The 21,137-nt window shown below is 74.5% G+C and carries 21 protein-coding genes; 13 read left to right on the forward strand and 8 right to left on the reverse strand.

The features are described 5' to 3' along the window. The first annotated feature begins 1 nt into the window (after window position 1). Window positions 2-412, forward strand: coding sequence for a PTS fructose transporter subunit IIA (locus AB0927_RS37810; protein ID WP_366672376.1), 411 nt, complete (start codon window positions 2-4; stop codon window positions 410-412). A gap of 28 nt (window positions 413-440) precedes the next feature. Here AB0927_RS37810 and AB0927_RS37815 read toward each other — a convergent pair whose 3' ends face one another. Next, window positions 441-1,304, reverse strand: coding sequence for a glycoside hydrolase family 75 protein (locus AB0927_RS37815; protein WP_366672395.1), 864 nt, complete (start codon window positions 1,302-1,304; stop codon window positions 441-443). Between the two features lie 449 nt (window positions 1,305-1,753). Here AB0927_RS37815 and AB0927_RS37820 point away from each other — a divergent pair, with 449 nt between their 5' ends. Next, entirely contained in the window at window positions 1,754-2,728 is a 975-nt protein-coding gene (locus AB0927_RS37820) for a fibronectin type III domain-containing protein (protein ID WP_366672377.1), read from the forward strand. Window positions 2,729-2,937: 209 nt separating this feature from the next. Continuing rightward, window positions 2,938-3,507, forward strand: coding sequence for a hypothetical protein (locus AB0927_RS37825; protein ID WP_366672378.1), 570 nt, complete (start codon window positions 2,938-2,940; stop codon window positions 3,505-3,507). Between the two features lie 2 nt (window positions 3,508-3,509). On the opposite strand, the gene AB0927_RS37830 is transcribed toward AB0927_RS37825, so the two are convergent. The 4 genes from AB0927_RS37830 to AB0927_RS37845 form a co-directional block, all read right to left on the reverse strand. Next, entirely contained in the window at window positions 3,510-4,070 is a 561-nt protein-coding gene (locus AB0927_RS37830) for a PadR family transcriptional regulator (RefSeq protein ID WP_366672379.1), read from the reverse strand. A gap of 31 nt (window positions 4,071-4,101) precedes the next feature. Then, window positions 4,102-6,117 (reverse strand): NADPH-dependent 2,4-dienoyl-CoA reductase, encoded by a 2,016-nt coding sequence (locus tag AB0927_RS37835; protein WP_366672380.1) that lies wholly within the window; start codon window positions 6,115-6,117, stop codon window positions 4,102-4,104. Window positions 6,118-6,270: 153 nt separating this feature from the next. Further along, entirely contained in the window at window positions 6,271-6,645 is a 375-nt protein-coding gene (locus AB0927_RS37840) for a hypothetical protein (RefSeq protein ID WP_366672381.1), read from the reverse strand. A gap of 111 nt (window positions 6,646-6,756) precedes the next feature. After that, window positions 6,757-7,632, reverse strand: coding sequence for a hypothetical protein (locus AB0927_RS37845; RefSeq protein ID WP_366672382.1), 876 nt, complete (start codon window positions 7,630-7,632; stop codon window positions 6,757-6,759). 310 nt (window positions 7,633-7,942) lie between these two features. Between AB0927_RS37845 and AB0927_RS37850 the strand changes: the two genes are divergently transcribed. After that, window positions 7,943-10,018, forward strand: coding sequence for a SpoIIE family protein phosphatase (locus AB0927_RS37850; RefSeq protein WP_366672383.1), 2,076 nt, complete (start codon window positions 7,943-7,945; stop codon window positions 10,016-10,018). Between the two features lie 118 nt (window positions 10,019-10,136). Here the strand turns inward: AB0927_RS37850 and AB0927_RS37855 are convergent, their stop codons facing one another. Beyond that, a complete protein-coding gene (locus tag AB0927_RS37855) occupies window positions 10,137-10,922 on the reverse strand; it encodes a putative protein N(5)-glutamine methyltransferase (RefSeq protein ID WP_366672384.1) in 786 nt (261 codons plus the stop codon). Between the two features lie 215 nt (window positions 10,923-11,137). On the opposite strand from AB0927_RS37855, the gene AB0927_RS37860 reads away from it, so the two are divergent. Continuing rightward, a complete protein-coding gene (locus tag AB0927_RS37860; protein ID WP_366672396.1) occupies window positions 11,138-11,536 on the forward strand; it encodes a MarR family winged helix-turn-helix transcriptional regulator in 399 nt (132 codons plus the stop codon). Between the two features lie 6 nt (window positions 11,537-11,542). Here AB0927_RS37860 and AB0927_RS37865 read toward each other — a convergent pair whose 3' ends face one another. Next, entirely contained in the window at window positions 11,543-12,289 is a 747-nt protein-coding gene (locus AB0927_RS37865) for a GNAT family N-acetyltransferase (protein ID WP_366672386.1), read from the reverse strand. A gap of 244 nt (window positions 12,290-12,533) precedes the next feature. Here AB0927_RS37865 and AB0927_RS37870 point away from each other — a divergent pair, with 244 nt between their 5' ends. From AB0927_RS37870 to AB0927_RS37890, 5 genes are all read left to right on the forward strand, one after another. Continuing rightward, window positions 12,534-13,139, forward strand: coding sequence for a sulfite oxidase-like oxidoreductase (locus AB0927_RS37870; protein ID WP_366672387.1), 606 nt, complete (start codon window positions 12,534-12,536; stop codon window positions 13,137-13,139). Then, window positions 13,132-13,896: a ferredoxin reductase gene (locus AB0927_RS37875; RefSeq protein WP_366672388.1), complete on the forward strand. Its 765-nt coding sequence runs from the start codon at window positions 13,132-13,134 to the stop codon at window positions 13,894-13,896. The genes AB0927_RS37870 and AB0927_RS37875 overlap by 8 nt, the downstream gene beginning before the upstream one ends. A gap of 183 nt (window positions 13,897-14,079) precedes the next feature. Continuing rightward, window positions 14,080-14,652, forward strand: coding sequence for a hypothetical protein (locus AB0927_RS37880; RefSeq protein ID WP_366672389.1), 573 nt, complete (start codon window positions 14,080-14,082; stop codon window positions 14,650-14,652). 88 nt (window positions 14,653-14,740) lie between these two features. After that, window positions 14,741-15,709 (forward strand): acetylxylan esterase, encoded by a 969-nt coding sequence (locus AB0927_RS37885; protein WP_366672390.1) that lies wholly within the window; start codon window positions 14,741-14,743, stop codon window positions 15,707-15,709. Between the two features lie 96 nt (window positions 15,710-15,805). Beyond that, entirely contained in the window at window positions 15,806-17,005 is a 1,200-nt protein-coding gene (locus AB0927_RS37890) for a serine hydrolase domain-containing protein (RefSeq protein WP_366672391.1), read from the forward strand. A gap of 14 nt (window positions 17,006-17,019) precedes the next feature. Here the strand turns inward: AB0927_RS37890 and AB0927_RS37895 are convergent, their stop codons facing one another. Next, entirely contained in the window at window positions 17,020-17,763 is a 744-nt protein-coding gene (locus AB0927_RS37895) for a class I SAM-dependent methyltransferase (protein WP_366672397.1), read from the reverse strand. A 75-nt stretch (window positions 17,764-17,838) separates the two neighbouring features. Between AB0927_RS37895 and AB0927_RS37900 the strand changes: the two genes are divergently transcribed. From AB0927_RS37900 to AB0927_RS37910, 3 genes are all read left to right on the forward strand, one after another. After that, window positions 17,839-18,234, forward strand: a complete 396-nt coding sequence (locus AB0927_RS37900; RefSeq protein WP_366672398.1) for a nuclear transport factor 2 family protein — start codon at window positions 17,839-17,841, stop codon at window positions 18,232-18,234. Window positions 18,235-18,609: 375 nt separating this feature from the next. After that, window positions 18,610-19,758, forward strand: a complete 1,149-nt coding sequence (rho, locus tag AB0927_RS37905; protein WP_366672392.1) for a transcription termination factor Rho — start codon at window positions 18,610-18,612, stop codon at window positions 19,756-19,758. Between the two features lie 83 nt (window positions 19,759-19,841). Continuing rightward, window positions 19,842-21,050: a serine hydrolase gene (locus AB0927_RS37910; RefSeq protein ID WP_366672393.1), complete on the forward strand. Its 1,209-nt coding sequence runs from the start codon at window positions 19,842-19,844 to the stop codon at window positions 21,048-21,050. Window positions 21,051-21,137: the final 87 nt, after the last annotated feature.

A 21,137-nucleotide genomic window follows, 5' to 3' on the forward strand; every position in this document is an offset into this window, starting at 1 on the left:
CGTGAGCGAGGAGAAGCTGGTCGGGATCGTGCTGGTGTCGCACAGCGCGGAGGTCGCCGCGTCGGTCGCCGCGCTGGCCAAGGGGCTCGCGGGCGGGGCCACCTCGGTGCGGGTGGCCCCGGCGGGCGGTACGGAGGGCGGCGGGCTCGGCACCAGCGCCGAGCTGATCTCCGCCGCGGCGGCCTCGGTCGACCGGGGCGCGGGGGTCGCGGTCCTCACCGACCTCGGCAGCGCCGTGCTGACGGTGAAGGCGCTGCTCGCCGAGGGCGACGAACTGCCGGAGGACACCCGGCTGGTGGACGCCCCGTTCGTCGAAGGTGCGGTGGCCGCGGTGGTGACGGCCGCCGCGGGCGGTGACCTGGCCGCGGTGGAGGCCGCGGCGACGGAGGCGTACGACTACCGCAAGGTGTGACGGTACGTCAGGGTAGCGACGCGGCTGGTCAGTTGTCGGTCACGAACTGGCGGGCCAGCCGCTCCCCCATCGTCACCGCCGCCTCGTGGTCCTCGATGGGGTCCACCTCGGAGTCCCTGAAGACGATGTAGGTGACACCTGAGGGGACCCCGCCGTCGCCGGGGCCGGAGCGGATGCCGAGGCCCTGCGCGGTGGCGTAGGAGGCCTCGCCGATGAGGTCGCTCGGGCCGGTGTCGCCGACGACCGCGTACTGCACCCGGTCCTGGTAGACGACGGCGGCGACGGAACCGCCCCGCACGCCGTGCGCCCCGGGGTCCCAGCGGGAACTCGCGGCCGGTACGACGATGTAGGGCAGGGTCTCCGCGTTCAGCGGCTGCCCGTCGGACTGCTCGTAGGCGGTGCTGGGCGAGTACAGCGGGTCGGTGCCGCTGTTGCAGTGGACGGAGGGCCGGCCGTCGCAGTCGATGTCGAGGTCGGCCTTCCAGAAGACGGCGCCCCGGGCGCCGCAGACGGGCACCGTCGCGGGGCTGGCCTCGTCGGTGCGGTACCGGCCGGCGGAGATCTCGGCGCAGGCGCCGACCTTGGCCAGCAGCTCGGCGGCGCTCACGGCGCCCTCGGCGCGGGCCGGGGCGGTCCTGGGGTGCGCGCGGCTCGGGACGGCGACGGGCTTGCCCCGGCTCGGGGCGACGACGCCTCTCTCGGCACTCATGGCGGCAGGAACGTCTCTGCGGCCGAACAGTGCCGGAGCGACAGGGCTCGGGGTGACGGCGACGCCCTCGCCGGGGGCCGCGGCCCCCGCCTCGGGCGGAAGGGCCACGGCGGCGCCGGGCAGCGTGGCGGGGGCGATCAGGGCGACGCCGGCCGCGGCCAGCGTCAGCGTCGGGACGCGCACACGCACGATGAGGAACCCTCTCCTCGGGGACACATGTCCAGGCCACTGTGGGCCGCGGCCCGGACCCCCGCCCGCCGGGGCCACCCCGAAGCGACTGGATGGAGCACGTTTCTGACAACCCGTGAGTTAACAATCAAATCATTTGGCGTACATGACGCATAAAACGACATTAGACCGAGGGGCAACAGGGGCCGGAGACCCGGACCGGTCGCGGTCCGGGCCCCCCGGCCGCCCGCACCGGCGCGGGTTCGGCGACGACAGCGTTTCCGCGCCACAGGCATGAACTTCCCTGATTTCCATGGGAGTTCAGCCGTAGGGACGTTCAGCATACGTAACTTCCCGGCGTGCTCCGCAACGGCCCCTTGCCGTGGACACGCCGACCGAGCCATATTGGTCCGGACCATTGCCGAACCGACCGTGGACGCCGAACCGACCGTGGAGGCAGCACCGTGCGACGCGTTCCCCTTCCGCTCGTGCTGGCCGCCGGAGTCCTGCTGCTCCTGACCTCCTGCGGTTCGAGCCGGGCCGACGACGGCGACGAGGGCCGGATGCCGGGCGCCCCGACCGGGGTCACCGCCCAGGCCGGCAGCGCCACCACCGTGCACGTGATGTGGAACGCGGTGCCTGACGGCACCGGCATCCGCTCCTACGAGGTGTACCGGGGCGGCACGAAGGCGGTCGAAGTGCCCGGCGCCGAGCGCATGGTGGACGTCATCGGGCTCAGGCCGTCCACCGCGTACGCGTTCACCGTACGGGCCCGGGACAGCGCGGGCCGCCTCGGGCCGCCGAGCCGGGCGGTGCGGGCCCGCACCCCCGCCCGGGTGGCGGCCGACCGCTCGGCACCGGCCCGCCCCGGCACCCTCACCGGACACCCCGTCGGCAGCCGTGCCGTCCAACTGGCCTGGGGCGCCTCCCGGGACGACCGGGGCGTGGTGTCGTACGACATCGCGCAGGGCGGGACGCGGATCCACAGCGTCGGCGGAGCGCAGACCGCGACCGTGGTCACCGGGCTGCGTCCCGGCACCCGGTACGTCTTCACGGTGCGGGCTCGCGACGCGGCCGGCAACCTCTCCCCCGCCAGTGCGGCGCTGCGCCTCACCACCCCGGGCACCGACGACGGCCGGGCCACCTCGCCGACCGGCTTCACCGCCGCCACCCACCGTGCCGACGGCGCCTACTACCTGGACCTGGCGTGGGATCCGCCGGAGGCCGGCGGAGTGATCACCGAGTACGCGATCCGGCTCGACGGCAGCACGGCGACCTCGCTGGAGTGGGGCGGCGACCCGCCGCGCGGCCGGGCGCGCTACAGCTTCTACCTGGGCCGCACCGCCGGGGAGGAGCACCGGGTACGGCTGCGGGCCCGGCTGCCGGACGGCACCTGGGGCGGCTGGTCGGCGGAGCGCACGGTGGTCACGGGACGCTGACGCGCGCGCCCCCGACCACAGGTCACCGCCCGGCGCATCCCGGCGGCACCCGCCCTGCGCCGGGCGTGCGTTTCCGTCACCCGGCCGGGTGCCGTCCGGGTGCGGACGCCCTCGGGGCCGCGTTGGCTGCTGAGCAGGCAGCACGGATGTTCCCCGACCCAGGGCGGCGCATGGGACGTACCGCCGGCCGTGCCGCCGGAGGCCCCCCGATGCGCAACTTCATATGTCCGCTCCGCTTCGTTCCGATCCTGGCGGCCGCCGCCATCCTCCCGGCCGTGCTCGCGGCGCCCTCGGCCGCGGTCTCCGGCATCTCCGTCAGCACCACGGGATCCAGTGTCTCGGTGGTCACCAGCGCGTGCACCCAGATCAACGGCAGCTGGGGCACCGCGGCCCTGCTCACCAGCAGCCAGGCGAACTTCGCACAGGGCCGGCAGGTGGCGCTGGCGGGCACCACCATCAGCCAGTCCGCGGCCTGGTCGAAGGTGAGTCCGGGGACGTACACCGTGGTGGTGGTCTGCTCCAGCGGCAGCACCGCGGGCAGCCAGTCGGTGATCGTGTCCGCCGGTTCCGCGCCGACGCTCGCGGCGACCTCCAGGCCCGGGACGACGACCACGACGACCACCGGACCGGCGCCCAACCGGGGGGTGAACGGCGGCCTCGGCGGTACCGTCCGTGACTACGGCCCGCTGACGCTGGGCGCCGGCGCGGCGCTGGTGGGCGCGGGGCTCGTCACCACGGGCTGGTGTCTGCGCCGCCGCAGGAGGCCGTACCGGCTCTGAGGTCAGCCCCCTTCAACCGGCCGCGCCACGGGCAGTTCCGCGAACTCCGCGAGGGCGTGGGCGAGCCACCGGGTCCAGAAGGTCTCCAGGTCGATGCCCGCCCGCAGCACCAGATGGCGCAGCCGGTCCTCGGGAGAGTCCCGGTCCGGCGGGAAGTCGCGCCGCTCGATCTCCTCGTACTCGGCCAACTGCCGCCGGTGGAGCTCCAGATGGCGCCGCAGGTCCCCTTCGAGGCCGGCCGTGCCGACCACCGCCGACGCGCGCAGCCGCAGCAGGAGCGTGTCCCGCAGCGGCTTGGGATCCTGCGCGGCGCCGGTCCAGCGGGCCAGCTCGGCGCGGCCCGCGGGCAGCACCTCGTAGCTCTTCTTCTGCCCGCGCGACGGCTGCTCGGACGGCAGCGCCCGGATGAGCCCCTCGCCCTCCAGCCTGCCCAGCTCGCGATAGATCTGCTGATGCGTCGCGGACCAGAAGTAGCCGATCGACTTGTCGAACCGGCGGGTCAGCTCCAGCCCCGACGACGGCTTTTCCAGCAGGGCGGTGAGGATCGCGTGCGGGAGTGACATGGGCTCATCCTAGGGAGGCCCCGTACGGGGCCTACAACGCCGCCGCCACCTCGGTGCCCTGCTTGATGGCGCGCTTGGCGTCCAGCTCGGCCGCCACGTCCGCGCCGCCGATCAGGTGGGCGCTGCGGCCGGCGGCGACCAGCGCCTCGTACAGGTCGCGGCGCGGCTCCTGGCCGGTGCACAGCACCACGGTGTCGACCTCCAGGACCGTGCTCTCCTCGCCGACGGTGATGTGCAGTCCCGCGTCGTCGATGCGGTCGTAGCGCACGCCCGGAACCATGGTGACGCCGCGGTGCTTCAGTTCGGTGCGGTGGATCCAGCCGGTGGTCTTGCCGAGCCCGGCGCCGACCTTGGTGGTCTTGCGCTGGAGCAGGTGGACCTGGCGGGGCGGGGCCGGGCGGCGCGGCTCGGTGAGGCCGCCGGGCGCGGTGTACTCCATGTCGACGCCCCAGTGGCGGAAGTACGTCCGCGGGTCCTCGCTCGCCTTGTCGCCGGCGTCGGTGAGGTACTCCGCGACGTCGAAGCCGATGCCGCCGGCGCCCAGGACGGCGACGCGGTCGCCGACGGGGGCGCCGTCGCGCAGCACGTCGAGGTAGCCGAGCACGCGGGGGTGGTCGACGCCCGGGATGTCGGGGGTGCGCGGGGTGACGCCGGTGGCGACGACCACCTCGTCGTAGTCGGCCACGTCCTCGGCGCTCACCCAGGTGTCGAGCCGTACGGTCACGCCGTGGGCGTCGAGCTGGTGGCGGAAGTAGCGCAGCGTCTCGTCGAACTCCTGCTTGCCGGGGACCTTGCGGGCGACGTTGAGCTGCCCGCCGATCTCGCTCGCGGCGTCGAACAGGGTGACGGTGTGGCCGCGTTCGGCGGCGCTGACCGCGCAGGCGAGTCCGGCCGGTCCCGCGCCGACGACGGCGACGCGCTTCTTCATCCGGGTCGGGGCGAGCACCAGCTCGGTCTCGTGGCAGGCGCGCGGGTTGACCAGGCAGGAGGTGAGCCGGCCGCTGAAGGTGTGGTCGAGGCAGGCCTGGTTGCAGCCGATGCAGGTGTTGATGGCCTCGGGGGTGCCCGCGGCGGCCTTGGCGACGAAGTCGGGGTCGGCGAGCATGGGCCGGGCCACGGAGACCATGTCGGCATAGCCGCCGGCCAGCAACTCCTCCGCCAGGTCGGGGGTGTTGATGCGGTTGGTGGTCACCAGGGGGATACTCACCTCGCCCATCAGCTTCTTGGTGACCCAGGCGTAGGCGCCGCGCGGCACGGAGGTGGCGATGGTGGGGATGCGGGCCTCGTGCCAGCCGATGCCGGTGTTGATGATCGTGGCGCCGGCGGCCTCGACGGCCTTGGCGAGGGTGACGACCTCCGCGTGGGAGGAGCCGCCGGGGACCAGGTCCAGCATGGACAGGCGGTAGACGATGACGAAGTCCTCGCCGACGGCCTCGCGCACCCGGCGGACGATCTCGACGGGAAAGCGCGTCCGGTTCTCGTAGGAGCCGCCCCAGCGGTCGGTGCGGTGGTTGGTGCGGGCGGCGGTGAACTCGTTGATCAGGTAGCCCTCGGAGCCCATGATCTCGACGCCGTCGTAGCCGGCGTGCCGGGCGAGGCGGGCGGCGCGCGCGTAGTCCTCGATGGTCCGCTCGACGTCGGCGTCGGACAGCTCGCGGGGCACGAAGGGGCTGATCGGCGCCTGCAAGGGGCTCGGGGCGACGAGGTCGCGGTGGTAGGCGTACCGCCCGAAGTGCAGGATCTGCATCGCGATGCGTCCGCCCTCGCGGTGCACGGCCTCGGTGACGACCCGGTGCCGCTCGGCCTCCGCCTCGGTGGTGAGCATGGCCCCGCCCTCGTACGGCCGCCCCTCCTCGTTGGGCGCGATCCCGCCGGTCACGATGAGTCCGACGCCGCCGCGCGCCCGGGCGGCGTAGAACGCCGCCATCCGCTCGAATCCCCGCTCGGCCTCTTCGAGCCCCACGTGCATGGAACCCATGAGCACCCGGTTCGGCAGCGTGGTGAACCCCAGGTCCAGCGGGGTCAGCAAGTGGGGGTAACGGCTCATGTCAGGCCCTCCGTGCACAGATGCGGTCGCATCTTGTTGTAGAGCACCCGCGCCTGTTTGTGCAACTAGTTGCACAAGATGGCCCCGCGACACGGCGGCGCCCCGGGCGGCGAGAGCCGGCCGGGGCGCCGTCAGCGGTGTCGTGCCGTTCGGTCAGCGGCTTTCCAGGCGCAGATGGAGGTCTCGCTCCTGGTCGCCGGAGGCCGTACAGGTCTCCTGGACGGTGAATATGGAGTCCAGGGTGTGGCGGAAGCGGTCCACGGCCCAGTAGCCGCCCTGGACGTCCGCCTGGACGGACGAGCGGAGGTGGACCGGCGGGCAGCCCTGCTGATGGGCGTCCGCGACGTCGTAACTGCCGAGCCACACCATCGGGCGGGTCTCGTGGAGCTGCTGGGGCACCTCGTCCGTGCCCCGGTCGGACGCGAAGCACGCGCTGAGCGCCTCGAAGACGAGACGCGCGTCCTCCTTGGAGCATCCGCTGATCTCCACCATGACGGTTTCCGGATGCGACCGGTCCCTGTTCGCCATTGATCGCTCCTTTCGTGGCCGCGCTGCGCTGCCCGGGGTACCCCGTCGCACGGCGTCCATCCCCCGCCCAGCAAAACACCGCCCCGTGTCACCCGCACGCGCTGCGCGGGGTCAGCCGAGGGAGAACTTGTACGTCTTGCTGTCGGTGAGCACACAGACGCTGGGCGACATCACGATCACGCGCAGGACACCGCTGCGCCGGTCGTAGTCGATGCCCTCCGCCTCGAAGCCGCCCGAGCACGCGCTGCGCAGCGGCAACTGGCGCAGGGCCGTGACGTGCCCGGTCACGTCCGCGGAGCCGCTCGGCGGGACCGACAGGTCGATCCGGAGCAACGGCTTGGTGATGCCGAACAGACTCCCGTCGGAGTCGTCGGAGGAGCACAGCAGGGTGGTGGGGCCGGAGAAGTCGCAGCCCTGCACGTCGCTGACGGCGTGGTCCAGGCGCACCGTGGCGGCCTGCGGGAGGTTCGCCGAGGGCGAGGTGCCGGGGTTCTCGCCCGGTGTCGGGAAGACCAGCAGCCGGTTCATCGTGCCCCACTCGCCGGACAGCATCCACTGCCCGTCCGGCGTGATCGCGTCCCAGGAGTTGTTCAGGGCCTCGCCGGGGCCCAGCGTGTGCACGTACTCCGACCAGGAGCCGTCGGGCGCCTGCACGCGGTACATCTTCGCGTTCCCGGAGTCCGCCTGGTAGGGCTCGACGTAGTAGCCCTCGTACGACGCGTCGGGGTCGCCGACGTGGTTCCAGCCGCGGACGGAGTCGCCCAGCGGGATGGTGCCGATGCCGGTGTAGCGGTTGGGGCTGCCCGCCGGGACCTCGATCGAGGCCAGCCCCTGGCTCTCGGTCAGCGGGTCGGCGCGGTCCGAGCCGGTCTCCGTCCAGGTGCCGGCCGCGGTGGCGGACGCGGGCACGGCGAGGGACAGGGCGGCGGCGAGGGTGACGAGTGCGGCGAGGACTGCGTTGCGGCGTAACCGGGCGGACGCGGGCATGACCAACTCCTCGAACAGGGGGCGGGGACACTCGAACGGCGCACAGTCTGGCGCGGCGTGATCGTCATGTACAGACCAATAAGGCAACCTGGACATGAACTCTCACCGGCCCCCGGCCGCCCTCTGCGGGCCGCACGGGCGGCCGCGCGCCCCGGCGGGCGCCCGCTCCGGCGGACGCGCGCCGCCGGGTTGAGAGATGGTGGAGGTTGACGGCTACGGCGTCGGAGAGTCGGATGTGAGCACGGCGGAACGCGGGGAACCGGCACGGGGTGACGACGTGGCGCCCGGACGGGCGAAGGCGGTGCATGACATGAGCGCAGCCGGGGCTCCGGCGACGGAGGGCGGCGAGCAGGCCCGCGGCCCCGTGCCGCCGGGCGGCCTCCTCGACGTGCTCGCCGTGGCCTCGGTGGTGCTGGACGCCGAGGGCCGGATCGTGCTGTGGAGTCCCCAGGCCGAGGAGCTGTTCGGCTACCCGGCGGCGGAGGCGCTCGGCCGGTACGCGGCCCGGCTGATGGTGCACGAGCGGCACCGGCAGCTTGTCGCCAAGCTCTTCGCCGACGTCATGACCACCGGGCAGAGCTGGGCCGGCGGCTTCCCGATCCGGCACAAGGACGGCAGCACCCGGCTCGTGGAGTTCCGCAACATGCGGCTGCTGGACGACCGCGGCAAGGTGTACGCCCTCGGGCTCGCCGCCGACCGGTCGACCGTGCGGCGCCTCGAACAGGACGTGGCGCTGTCCGAGCGGATGGTCATGCAGTCCCCGGCGGGACTCGCCGTGTACGACACGGAGCTGCGGTACGTGGCGGTCAACCCCGCCCTGGAGCGGATCAACGGGCGCCCGGCCGCCGAGCACCTGGGCCGCCGCATGGCCGAGGTGGTGCCGCGGCTGGACACCGCCCGCATGGAGGCCGGCGCCCGCCGGGTGCTGGAGACGGGCACGCCGCTGATCGACCACATCGTCGTCGGCCGTACGCCCGCGGACCCGGACCACGACCGCACCTGGGCGGTGTCGCTGTACCGGCTGGACGACGCCACGGGCCATGTGCTGGGCGTGGCGTGCTCGGTGGCCGACATCACCGAGCAGCACCAAGCAGCCAAGGAGGCGGAGGCGGCCCGACGCCGGCTCGCGGTGATCGCCGACGCCTCGGCGCGGATCGGTACGACACTCGAACTGGAGCGTACGGCCCGGGAGTTGGCCGAGGTCGCGGTGCCGGAGCTGGCCGATGTGGCCGCTGTGGACCTGCTGGACGCGGTGCTGGAGGGCCGGCCCAGCACTCTCGGCCCCGCGGAGCCGGCGGTGATGCGGGCCCTCGCGCTGCGCCCGGAGGACGATTCGGACGCCGTACGGGCCGCGGACACGCCCGGCCGGATCGCCGGGTACGCCCCCGACCGTCTGGTCACCGAGTGCGTGCGCACGGGCGAGGCGGTGCTGGTGCCGCGGGTGAAGGTCACGGATCTGCCGCGCATCGCCCGCTCCCCGGAGGCGGCCGTGCTGCTGGAGCGGGCGGGGCTGCGCTCGTATCTCGCGGTGCCGCTCATCGCGCGCGGCGAGGTGCTGGGCGCGCTCGACCTCAAGCGGACCCGTGACACGCGGCCGTTCGACGCCGACGACGTGCTGCTCGCCCGGGAGCTGGCGGCGCGCGCGGCGGTGCAGATCGACAACGCCCGCTGGTACCAGAACGCCCGCGACACCGCGCTCACCCTCCAGCGCAGCCTGCTGCCGAGCGATCCGCCCGTCGCGACCGGCCTGGAGGTGGCCTCGCGCTACCAGCCCGCGGGGGCCACCAGCGAGGTCGGCGGGGACTGGTTCGACGTCATCCCGCTGGAGGGCGGGCGGACCGCGCTGGTGGTCGGCGACGTCATGGGCAGCGGGATCGGGGCGGCCGCGACGATGGGCGGGCTGCGCACCGCCACGGCCACCCTGGCCGCGCTCGGCCTGGACCCCGCGGTGCTCCTGGCCCACGTCGACAAGACCACCTCGGCCCTTGACCACTCCATCGCGACCTGCGTGTACGCCGTCCACGACCCCCGGCTGCGGCAGTGCCGCATCGCCAACGCGGGCCACCTGCCCCCGGTCCGCGTCCGCCCGGGCCACCCCCCGGAACTCCTCGACGTGCCCACCGGTGTCCCGCTCGGCGTCGGCGGCGTCTCCTTCTCCACCGTCACCGTCGACTTCGCCCCCGGCGACGAACTGGTCCTCTACACCGACGGCCTGGTGGAGACCCGCCACCACGGCCTGGACGAACGCCTCGACCTCCTGCTGTCCCTGCTGACCGACCCCACCCGCCCGCTGGAGGAGACCTGCGACCACCTCCTGCGCACGCTCCACCATCCGGACAACCACGACGACGTGGCCCTGCTCATCGCGCGGGCCCGCGATTCCTGACGAAGCGTCAGGATGCTTCCCTCACTTGGCTGTCGAAGCGGTGAGCCACTCCCACTCCTCGCCGAGCAGCCCGAACAGCACGCTGTCGTACCACTGCCCGCCCGGACGAGCACGGCGATCAGTCCCGCGCCCCGATCACCACGTGCGCCGACCACTCCTCGGAGACCGCCACGCGCGCGGTCAGGCCCGCCTCGGTGAAGGCGGCGAGCGCGGCCGGGACCTGCCGGGCGCTGGTCTCGGACAGGAGGCGGCCGCCGGGGGCGAGCCAGCGGGGGGCCTCGGCTGCGACGCGGCGCAGGACGGCGAGGCCGTCGGGGCCGCCGTCGAGGGCGGCGGGGGGCTCGTGGTCGCGGGCCTCGGCGGGGAGCAGTGGGAGGTCGGGCGTGGGGACGTAGGGCACGTTGGCCGTCAGGAGGTCCACCCGGCCGCGCAGGCCGGCGGGCAGGGCCGCGTAGAGGTCGCCCTGGTGGGCGTGGCCGCCGTACGGGGCGAGGTTGCCGCGGGCGCAGCGGACGGCGGCCGGCTCGATGTCGGCGGCGTGCACCAGCGCCCCGTCCAGCGCGGCGGCGAGGGCCGCGCCGAGCGCGCCGGAGCCACAGCACAGGTCCACCACGACGGACGCGTCGGGCACCTCGGCCAGCGCCTGGTCCACCAGGAACTCGGTACGGCGGCGGGGGACGAACACGCCGGGCTCCACGGCGATGCGCAGTCCGTGGAACTCGGCCCAGCCGAGGACGTGTTCGAGCGGCAGACCGGCCGCGCGCCGGTCCACCATCGAGGCCAGTTCGGCGGCGTCACGGGCGGTGGCGAGTATCAGCTCGGCCTCGTCCTCGGCGAACACGCACCCGGCGGCACGCAGCGCGGAGACGACGGCCTCGGGAGACAGGGAGGGGCTGGTGGGCATGGCGGACGGATGCCTTTCGGGAGCGCGGGATCGCGGGGTGCTCCCGCGGGCGCCGCGACGAGGGACGGTCACCCTACCCCAGCGGCCATCGCCGGGTTCGGCCCCCTGACGTCGTGAGTTGTACTCTGCAACCGGAATGCGGACCACCGGAACGCCGCAGGAGGGAGGCCCCCGTGAGCACAGCCGAGTCGGCCGTCGAGACGATCCAGCGTGAGATGACGGTCTTCGCCCGCCGGGCCCGCGCCTCGGCGGGCCGTATGCACCCCGAGCTGTCCCTGGTGTCGTACACCCTGCTCGGCCACCTGGAGGAGAGCGGGGGCTGCCGGGCCACCGACCTCGCGGCGCACTACGCGCTGGACAAGTCCACGGTGAGCCGCCAGGTCTCCGCGTTGCAGCGGGCGGGCCTGATCGAGCGCCGCCCCGACCCGGCGGACCACCGGGTCCAGGTGCTCCGGCTGACCGAGGCGGGGCAGGAGATCCTCGCCCAGGTCACCCGGCGCCGCCGGGCCGCCTTCCGGGAGCGGCTCGCCGAGTGGCCGCCGGAGGACCTGATCCGGTTCGCGGACTACCTGGAGCGCTACAACGCGGGGACCGGCGGCATCGGGCCCGGCTGACGGGCCTCACCCCACCGGCACCGCCGGCCGCCCGTCCGTCCGCCGCTCCGGGGCCCGTGCCCCCAGGAACGCGGTTCGCCTGCGCAGCCGGAAGCCCAGGGACTCGTAGAGCCGGATGGCGTTGGTGTTCTTGGCGCTGGTGTGCAGGAACGGGGTGTCGCCGCGCTCCCGGACGCCGTGCGCGACGGCGCGGATCAGCCGGCCGGCCAGACCCTGGCCGCGGGCGGCGGGGTCGGTGCAGACCGCGCTGATCTCGGTCCAGCCCGGCGGTCGCAGCCGCTCCCCGGCCATCGCGACCAGCGCGCCCTCGCGGCGGATGCCGAGGTAGGTGCCGAGTTCGATGGTGCGCGGCAGGAACGGCCCCGGCTGGGTGCGCGCCACCAGGTCCAGCATCTCGGGCACGTCGGCCGGCCCGAGGCGGACCGCCTCCGCGTCCGGCGCGGCGGCCAGACCGTCGTCCACGAGCTGGACGCCGTCCGCGTGGAAGGTGATCTCCCAGCCCTCCGGCACCTCCCCGCAGTAGCCGTTCAGCGGGACCTCCACGCCGGGACCGGCCAGCGCGGCGAGGTCCGCCCAGTCCCGCGCGTCCGGCTCGTCGGGCAGCGCCAGCCACGGGGAGACGTCGACCGGGTAGCGCAGCACCCGGCCGTGCCGCTCGGCGAAGCGGGCGTGCGGGCCGGTGAGGGAGGCGAGGGCGGGGTTGTCGAGGACGTGCGGGACGTCCGTGTGGGGCCGGGGACCGACGAGGCTCACGCGGCCACCTCGGTCACCGTGCCGGAGCCGTACGCCTTGCGCATTCTCATTCCTCGCTTCTCCCGCTTCTCGCACACTGTCACCGGCGCGCCGCCGCGGCCGGTACTGAACCCCAAGGAACGGCCGGCGGCCGGTATTCCCGCTGCCCGGCCGCGTTCACACGGCCGCAACGATCGGCCCGCGGCCCGGCGCCGGGCCGGTGACCAGGCACGGAGCACCCGCCGCGACAGCGTACGGTTGAAGTATGAACGTCACGCGAGGCTTCTCGGGCCGCGCGCGCGAGCACAACCCGGGTCTGCCGCCCGGACAGTACGACGCGCGCGACGACTGGCCCGTCCTGTCCGCCGAGGTCACCCCCGACCTCGCACCCGCCGACTGGACCTTCGGCATCGACGGCCTGGTCGAACGGCCGCACACCTGGGACTGGGACGCGGCGCACGCGCTTCCCGCGTCGGCGTACGAGGGTGACATCCACTGTGTCACCGGGTGGTCGAAGTTCGGGGTGCGCTTCGGCGGGGTCTCGCTCGACGCCTTCCTCGACGTGGTGCGGCCCGGCCCGGCCGCCACCCACGCCGTCGCCCGCTCGCACACCGGCTACACCGCGAACCTGCCGCTCGCCGACCTCACCGGCGGCCGGGCCTGGATCGTCTGGGAGTACGACGGCAGGCCGCTGCCGGCCGAGCACGGCGGCCCGGCGCGCCTGGTGGTGCCCCATCTGTACTTCTGGAAGAGCGCCAAGTGGATCGCGGGCATCACCCTCCTCGACCACGACGAGCCGGGCTTCTGGGAGGGCAACGGCTACCACGCGCGCGGCAACCCCTGGCAGGAGCAGCGGTACTCCGGTGACTGACACGACGACCACGCCCGGTGGTGCGCCCCGGTTCGCGGTGCCCGGCCGGATCGCCGTGAGCGAGCAGGCCGAGTCGGTGTGGCAGACGGCCACGCTGACGGAGATCCGCCGCGAGACCCCGCACGCGGCCACGTTCCGCCTCGCGGTGCCCCGGTGGGCCGGGCATCTGCCGGGCCAGCACCTGATGCTGCGGCTGACCGCCGAGGACGGCTACACGGCGCAGCGCCACTACTCGATCGCCTCCGCGCCCGACGACAGCGGGCACATCGAGCTGACCCTGGACCGGGTGCCGGACGGCGAGGTCTCCGGCTGGTTCCACACCGTGGCCCGGCCCGGCGACACGATCGAGGTGCGCGGTCCGCTCAGCGGCTTCTTCGCCTGGCCCGGCGACCGGCCCGCGCTGCTGCTCGGCGCCGGCTCCGGGGTGGTGCCGCTGATGTCGATGGTCCGGCACCACCGGGCGCGCGGCCTCGGCGTGCCGCTGCGCATGCTGGTGTCCGCGCGCAGCCCCGAGGAGCTGATCTACGCGGCCGAGCTGGGCGCGGAGACGACCCCGGTGTTCACCCGCGACGCCCCCGCCGGGATGCCGGTGGGGCGGGTGACGGCCGCGCATCTGGCACCGCTGCTGGCCGAGCGGCCGCCCGGCGGATGGGAGGCGTACGTGTGCGGCTCCAACGGCTTCGCCGAACACGTCTCCCGGCTGCTCGTGCGCGCCGGCCAGCCCGCGGACCGCATCCGCATCGAACGCTTCGGTTAGCCCACCGGATCCGCCGTCCTCGGGGGCAGATGGCTCGAACGCGCCCCAAGTGGGCCTGAACTCGCGGTTCGTCGGGTGGGCCGGATGCGCCGTACGGGGTACGAGACGGGTGTGGGCGCTCGCGCGCGCGACGGGGCGGCGTGACGGCGCGGGCGGCCGGTCGGCTTCGGCGAGGAGGCGGACATGCGGACCCGGATGCGTGGCTGGCGCTGGCGGCGCAATCCGCTGCGGCGCCGCAGTGACGTCGTCGAGGCGTGGACGGTGCTGGTCGTCGCCGTGCTGCTGTCCGTGGTGGCGCCCCTGGTCGGGGTGGCCGCGGGCCTGCACGCACAGGACCGGGCCGCGGCGGTCGCGGCGGCGCAGCGGGCCGCACGCCATCAGGTGCGGGCCACGGTGTCCGGCGATCCGCCCGTCGTACGGGTCGAGCGCGGGCGTCTCCCCCGCGCCGAGGTCCGCTGGACCGAGCCCGGCAAGGGGACCAGGACCACCTGGGCCCGGGTGCCCGCCGGAACCCGGGCGGGCGAGACAGTCTCCGTGTGGGTCGACTCCCGGGGCCACGCCGTCGCCGCGCCGGCGGCCGGCCGGGCGGTCGTGCGGCACGCGGTGGCCGTCGGGGCCTGCGCGGCGGCCTGCGCCGCGGGGGTGGTGTTCCTCGGTCACACCGTCGCGCGCCGGATCGCGCTGCGCCACCGGCTCGCGGAGTGGGAGCGGGCGTGGGCGCGCACGGGGCCGAGGTGGACCCAGCCCAGGGCGTGAGACCCGCGTCGCGGACCATGGTCCGCCGGGGCATCGCCCTCGTACGCTGGGCTTTCTCGTCCGAGTCCCCTCGCGAAGGCGGTGGCCGATGGCCCTGTTCGACCTGCCCCTGTCCGAACTCCGTTCCTACCGCGGCGAGTCCGCCGAACCGGAGGACTTCGACGCCTTCTGGGACACCACCCTGCGCGAGGCACGCGCGCATGAACTGGATGTCCGTTTCGAGCCGGTGGAGACCGGTCTGACCACGGTCGAGGTGTACGACGTGACGTTCGCCGGGTTCGGCGGGCACCCCGTCAGGGGCTGGCTGCGACTGCCGGCCGGCGCCACCGGACCCCTGCCGCTGGTCGTGCAGTTCGTCGGGTACGGCGGCGGACGCGGGCTGCCGCACGAGGACCTGCTGTGGGCGTCGACGGGCCGGGCGCACTTCGTGATGGACACCCGGGGGCAGGGCAGCGTCTGGGGCGGCGGGGGCGGCACCGCCGACCCGGTGGGCTCCGGGCCCGCCTACCCCGGCTTCCTCACCCGGGGCATCGACGCGCCCGAGAACCACTACTACCGGCGGGTGTTCACGGACGCCGTGCGGGCGGTCGAGGCGGCCCGCGCCCACCCGCTGACCGACGCGGCCCGCACGGTGGCGCTCGGCCACAGCCAGGGCGGCGGCATCACCCTCGCCGTCGGCGCCCTGGTCCCGGACCTGGTCGCGGTGGCGCCGGACGTGCCCTTCCTGTGCGACTTCCCGCGCGCGGTCACCCTGACGGACCGTCACCCCTACCGTGAGGTCGGCCTGTTCCTGAAGACGCACCGGGGCCGTACGGCGCAGGCGCTGCGCACCCTCTCCTACTTCGACGGCGTGCACTTCGCGGCCCGCGGCCGGATGCCGGCCCTGTTCTCGACGGCCCTGGAGGACGAGACCTGCCCGCCGTCGACCGTGTTCGCCGCGTTCAACTCCTGGGCGCACGAGGACAAGGCGATAGAGGTGTACGAGTTCAACGACCACGAGGGCGGCGGCCCTTACCACGACGCGGCGAAGCTGCGCTGGCTGCGGTCGTACGCCTGAGATCCCCTCTTCCTCCGGCCCCGACCGGTCGGTATGTTCGGGGTGCCCGGTCCGGGGCCGACACGGGCCGGGCTTTCCCGCGACCACGGAGGGCCCATGTCAGCCACGCACGACGCCCCGCGGACCCCGCCGGCCCCGGCGCCGGTCCGGGTCCACGGGTACTGCGAGCCCCGGTTCGCCGCCGTGCGCGAGGCGTTCGAGGAGAACTTCCGCGCGCGGCGGGAACTCGGCGCGGCGGTGGCGGTCACCCTCGACGGGAGGACCGTGGTGGACCTGTGGGGCGGCTGGGCGGACGCGGCCCGCACCCGGGCCTGGGAACGGGACACGCTGGTGAACGTGTGGTCGACCGGCAAGGGCCCGGTGGCGCTGTGCGCGCATCTGCTCGCCGACCGGGGACTGCTCGACCTGGACGCGCCGGTGGCCCGGTACTGGCCGCGGTTCGCGGCGGCCGGCAAGGAGAAGGTGCTGGTCCGGCATCTGCTGTCGCACCGCGCCGGGCTGTGCGGGCTGCGCGAACGGCACTCCCTGGAGGACCTGTACGACTGGGAGTTGACCACCGCGCGGCTCGCGGCCACGGAGCCCTGGTGGGAGCCGGGCACGCGGTCCGGGTATCACGTGGTGACGTACGGCTTCCTGGTCGGCGAGGTCGTACGGCGGATCACCGGGCTGAAGCCGGGGGCGTTCCTGGAACGGGAGGTGACCGGGCCGCTGGGCATCGACTTCAGCGTGGGCCTGCCGGCCGGGGAGCACGGGCGGGCGGCCGAGCTGACGCGCACGCCGGCCGCCTCGGACGAGGAAGGCTCGCCCACCTTCCGCAACCTGACCCGGCTCAGCCTCGCGGCGCTGGCCAACCCCGTGATCGGCCCGGCGCACGCGAACACGCCCGAGTGGCGGGCGGCGGAGGTCCCGGCGGGGAACGGGCACGGCACCGCGCGGGCGGTCGCGGCGCTGTACGGCGTCTTCGCCGGCCGTGGCTCCTTCGGCGGGCGGCGCATCCTGTCGCCCACGGCGGCGGAGCGGGTGCGCGAGGGGCAGGGGAGCTGTGTCGACCTGGTGCTGGGAGCCGGTCTCGGGGGCGAGAGCGAGATCGGGCTCGGCCTGTGGCTCAGTGGGCCGCGGGGCGCGTACGGGCCCAATCCGCGGGCGTTCGGCCATGACGGGTTCGGCGGTTCGTGCGGGCTCGCCGATCCGGAGGCCGGGGTGTCGCTGGGGTACGTCGTGAACCGGATGGGTCCGCGCATCATGGACGACCCCCGGAAGATGGCGCTGGTCGACGCCCTGTACAGCGCCCTGTGATCACCGGCACCGCCTCAACTCCGAGCCGGCGGACCGGACTTGCGGGCCACGACCAGCCGGGCCCGTGGGCTGCCGTCGTCGCGGAGCCCGAACTCGGGCAGGGCGGACAGCCCGGTCGTGAACCCGGCGCGGTTCAGCTCGGCCAGCACCCTGCCGAGCCCGAACGCCCGGTAGTACATGACGAATCGCGGGCGCCACAGGGCGTTGCGCACCCGCATCACCGCGTCGAAGCCGAGCAGCGCCCAGAACGCGGGGCTGCTCGCGCGGGGCGGGGCGAGCACCGGGAAGGCGAAACTGCCGCCGGGCCGCAGCGCCGAGTGGACCTGGGCGAACAGGCCCGGCAGCTCGCGGGGCAGGAAATGGCCGAACGCCCCGAAACTGACGACGAGATCGAAGGCCGCGGTGAAGGGCAGCGCCCGCGCGTCGCCGCGCACCCAGCCGACCGCGGGCCCGTCCTCGGGCCGGACCCGGCGCCGGGCGATCTCCAGCATCCCGGCGCTGAAGTCGACGCCGACGGCGCTGCGACGGCACAGCCCGGCCAGCACCTGGGTACCGGCGCCGGTCCCGCAGCACAGGTCGAGACCGTCGGCGAACGGCCCCAGCGGGACCAGCGCCCGCGCCACGGCGTCGAGCACGCCGTCGCAGGTGCGGAAGGGCGTGTGGTCGAATTTCGGCGCGAGCAGGTCGTAGCCGTGCTCGACGGACGACAGCGCCTGGACGGCGAGTTCGCGCAGCGTGGGGCCTTCGGGTCCGAACATGTCCGTCGGCCCGTCAGCTCTCGTACCCATGGATCAGTCTCATCCGCACCGACCCAACCTACAGGGGTGATCCCGATGCACGCGTTCCGTACGGCCGTCGAGGCCGGGGACCTGGACGCCGTGGAGGCGCTGCTGGCCGAGGACGTCGTCTTCACCAGTCCCGTCGTCTTCAGACCGTATGCCGGCAAGGCGATCACCGCCGCGATCCTGCGCGCGGTCTCCCAGGTCTTCGAGGACTTCCGCTACGTCCGGGAGCTCGGCGCCCCGGACTCCCCCGACCACGCGCTGGTCTTCACCGCCCGGGTGGGCGAACGCGAACTGACGGGCTGCGACTTCCTGCACGTCGACGAGGAGGGCCTGATCGACGACCTCATGGTCATGGTGCGCCCGCTGTCCGGCGCGCAGGCCCTCGCCGAGGCGATGGGCGCGCGCTTCGAGCAGATCGCCGAGGAGGCGCGGGCGCGTTCGTGATCCGAGGGGGGGCGGCCCGCGCCGGGCCGCCCCCCCTGCCCGGGCGCCTGTCCGCCCGTCGGGAATAGCTCCGCACGTCGCTCTGTTGACGTGACCGAGCGCACCGGTATAGTGCGAGCAGCGCGTGTGCGTGCCCTTCGTACCGGCACCGACGTCGCCGTCTTCTCTCCCAGCCCCCCGGCCGAGCCATCGCCACGGCCCCGGGCTTCTTCTTCGCACCGCCTCGTGACCAGGGCTTTCACCGCCGTGTCCGGGGTGTCGTTCCCGCCGCCCGGAGGCAGGTCGTATCCGCCTCCCCTCGCGGCCGTTCCCCTCCCTCGCTCGCTTTCTCCCCCACTCCTGGTCCACTCCTGGTCCGCGAAAGGACACCACTCCATGACCACCACGATCGAACATCCCCCGGTGGAGCTCCAGGCCCCGGCCGCCCGGCTCGTCTCCGGTGTTCTCGACATCGACGCGCACGGGAAGGGGCACCTGAGGCCCGCCGCCCTCCTCCCCACCCCCGCCGACCCGCAGGTGCCGGCCGCGCTGATCCGCAGGTACGGGCTGCGCAAGGGCGACCTGGTCGAGGGCGTGCGGGGCGCGCAGCGCGCGCTGACCGAGGTCGCCCGGGTCGAGGGCCGCGCGCCCGGGGACCTCACCGCGCGCCGGCACTTCCGCGACCTCACGCCGCTCCACCCGCGCCGGCGCCTGCGCCTGGAGCACCCGGACGCCCAACTGGCCGGCCGGGTCGCCGACCTGTTCGCACCGGTCGGCAAGGGGCAGCGCGGCCTGCTCGTGGCCCCGCCGAAGACCGGCAAGACGGTGCTGCTGAGGCAGCTCGCCGCGGCCGTCGCCGGGAACCATCCCGAGTGCCGGCTGATGGTCGTGCTGCTGGACGAGCGCCCCGAGGAGGTCACCGAGATGCGCCGCACGGTGCACGGCGAGGTGTACGCCTCCACCTTCGACCGCACGGCCAAGGAGCACATCGCGCTCGCCGAACTCGTCGTCGAACGGGCCAAGCGGCTGGTCGAGGCGGGCGAGGACGTCGTCGTCCTGCTGGACTCGCTGACCCGGCTGTGCCGGGCGCACAACAACGCCGCCGGCGCCGGCGGCCGTACCCTCAGCGGCGGTGTCGACGCGGGCGCGCTGCTCGGCCCCAAGCGGTTCTTCGGGGCCGCCCGCGAGACCGAGGAGGGCGGCTCGCTCACCATCCTGGCCACCGCCCTGGTGGACACGGGGTCCCGTGCCGACGGCTACTTCTTCGAGGAGCTGAAGGGCACGGGCAACATGGAGCTGCGGCTGGACCGGGAACTGGCCGGGCGGCGCGTCTTCCCCGCCGTGGACCTCGAAGGATCCGGCACCCGGCGCGAGGAACTGCTGCTCACCCCGGCCGAGTTGAGCGCCGTACACGGGCTGCGCCGCGCCCTGCGCTCCCGCGAGGGCGCGCCGGCGGGCCTGGAGACGCTGCTGGAGCGGATGCGGCGCACCCCCGGCAACGCGGCGTTCCTGCGGCAGGTCGTGCCGACGCTGCCCGTGAGCTGACCGGGTGCGGCATCCGGGTTGCTCCGCTGGGCCGGACGGCGCGGCCGGCGCGCGGGCGCCCCTCCCATTCGTACGTTGATCATATGATCACCAGATTCAGATATCGGGCGGTCGTACCCGCCTGTTCCCTCTGCGTGGCGGGCCTGCTGGCGTTCACCCCGGCCGCGGCCGGCGCCGCACCGGCCGCGGCACACCCCCGCGGCACCGCCTGGCCGCGCGGCGGGGAACCCGCACCCCCCGCGCCCCGGGCGGCCGTCCCGGCCCCGTCCCTCCTGTACCGCTCCGGCGTGCAGGTGCGCCCGCGCCGGGGCGCCCCGGATCTGCCGGAGGTCTCCGCGCTGTCCTGGCTGGTCGCCGACGCGGGCAGCGGGCAGGTGCTGGCCGCGAGCGAGGCACACCGCCCGCTGCCGCCGGCCAGCACCCTGAAGACCCTGTTCGCCCTCACCGTGCTGCCGAAGCTGCCCGCCACGATGCAGCACACCGTGCGCTACCAGGAGCTGGCCGACGTCGCCGAGGGCAGCAGCCTGGTCGGGGTCGAGGAGGGCCACAGCTACCGGGTGGCGGACCTGTGGCGGGGGGTCTTCCTCAGCTCCGGCAACGACGCGGTGCACGTGCTCGCCTCCCTGAACGGCGGCTGGGAGACCACCGCGAGGCGGATGCAGACCAACGCCCGCGCGCTGGGCGCCCTGGACACCCATGTGCTGTCCCCGGACGGCTACGACACCCCCGGGCAGGTGTCCTCCGCCTACGACCTCGCCGTCTTCGGCCGCGAGGGCCTGCGCAACCCCGACTTCGCCGCGTACTGCTCCACCGCCCAGGCCGAGTTCCCGGGCGACGGGTCGCCGTACGCCATCGAGAACACCAACCGGCTGCTGACCGGCGAGGACGGCGTGGCGCCGTACCCGGGCCTGATCGGCGTCAAGAACGGCTACACCAGCAACGCGGGCAACACGCTCGTGGCCGCCGCCCGGCGGGGCGGGCGCACCCTTGAGGTGACCGTGATGAACCCTCAGACCGGCGGCGGTCTCGCGGTGTACGAGGAGGCGCGCGCGCTGCTCGACTGGGGCTTCGCGGCGGACGGCCTGGTGGATCCGGTCGGCTCGCTGGACGGGCTGCGCCCCCGGCCCCGGCCGGCCGCGTCGGCCGCCCCGGTGGCGGCGGCCACGTCCGGGACGCCGGACGACGACTGGTCGGGTACCGCCGTCGGGGTGGGGCTCGCCGGACTGGGCGCGGCCGCGCTGGCGCTGGCCCTGCGGGTCAGGGCCAGGAGCAGGGGGGCGGCGCGCGGCTAGGGGGTGTCCGGCGGATCTTGGCGCAGACGCGGGGTCCGGCACGCCGATCTGCGGCGTTGTCGTCGGTCGCCGACTCCCCCACGCTCG

Source organism: Streptomyces sp. NPDC048106 (assembly GCF_040706415.1).
Taxonomy (GTDB): Bacteria; Actinomycetota; Actinomycetes; order Streptomycetales; family Streptomycetaceae; genus Streptomyces.

Bases quoted from the DNA above. Each gene is read 5' to 3' on its own strand.
- AB0927_RS37850 (WP_366672383.1), top strand. From the start codon at position 7,943: ATGAGCGCAGCCGGGGCTCCGGCGACGGAGGGCGGCGAGCAGGCCCGC.
- AB0927_RS37885 (WP_366672390.1), top strand. From the start codon at position 14,741: ATGGCCCTGTTCGACCTGCCCCTGTCCGAACTCCGTTCCTACCGCGGC.
- rho (WP_366672392.1), top strand. From the start codon at position 18,610: ATGACCACCACGATCGAACATCCCCCGGTGGAGCTCCAGGCCCCGGCC.
- AB0927_RS37870 (WP_366672387.1), top strand. From the start codon at position 12,534: ATGAACGTCACGCGAGGCTTCTCGGGCCGCGCGCGCGAGCACAACCCG.
- AB0927_RS37830 (WP_366672379.1), bottom strand. From the start codon at position 4,070: ATGTCACTCCCGCACGCGATCCTCACCGCCCTGCTGGAAAAGCCGTCG.
- AB0927_RS37895 (WP_366672397.1), bottom strand. From the start codon at position 17,763: ATGTTCGGACCCGAAGGCCCCACGCTGCGCGAACTCGCCGTCCAGGCG.
- AB0927_RS37855 (WP_366672384.1), bottom strand. From the start codon at position 10,922: ATGCCCACCAGCCCCTCCCTGTCTCCCGAGGCCGTCGTCTCCGCGCTG.
- AB0927_RS37840 (WP_366672381.1), bottom strand. From the start codon at position 6,645: ATGGCGAACAGGGACCGGTCGCATCCGGAAACCGTCATGGTGGAGATC.
- AB0927_RS37890 (WP_366672391.1), top strand. From the start codon at position 15,806: ATGTCAGCCACGCACGACGCCCCGCGGACCCCGCCGGCCCCGGCGCCG.
- AB0927_RS37900 (WP_366672398.1), top strand. From the start codon at position 17,839: ATGCACGCGTTCCGTACGGCCGTCGAGGCCGGGGACCTGGACGCCGTG.
- AB0927_RS37880 (WP_366672389.1), top strand. From the start codon at position 14,080: ATGCGGACCCGGATGCGTGGCTGGCGCTGGCGGCGCAATCCGCTGCGG.
- AB0927_RS37825 (WP_366672378.1), top strand. From the start codon at position 2,938: ATGCGCAACTTCATATGTCCGCTCCGCTTCGTTCCGATCCTGGCGGCC.
- AB0927_RS37860 (WP_366672396.1), top strand. From the start codon at position 11,138: ATGACGGTCTTCGCCCGCCGGGCCCGCGCCTCGGCGGGCCGTATGCAC.
- AB0927_RS37835 (WP_366672380.1), bottom strand. From the start codon at position 6,117: ATGAGCCGTTACCCCCACTTGCTGACCCCGCTGGACCTGGGGTTCACC.
- AB0927_RS37845 (WP_366672382.1), bottom strand. From the start codon at position 7,632: ATGCCCGCGTCCGCCCGGTTACGCCGCAACGCAGTCCTCGCCGCACTC.
- AB0927_RS37910 (WP_366672393.1), top strand. From the start codon at position 19,842: ATGATCACCAGATTCAGATATCGGGCGGTCGTACCCGCCTGTTCCCTC.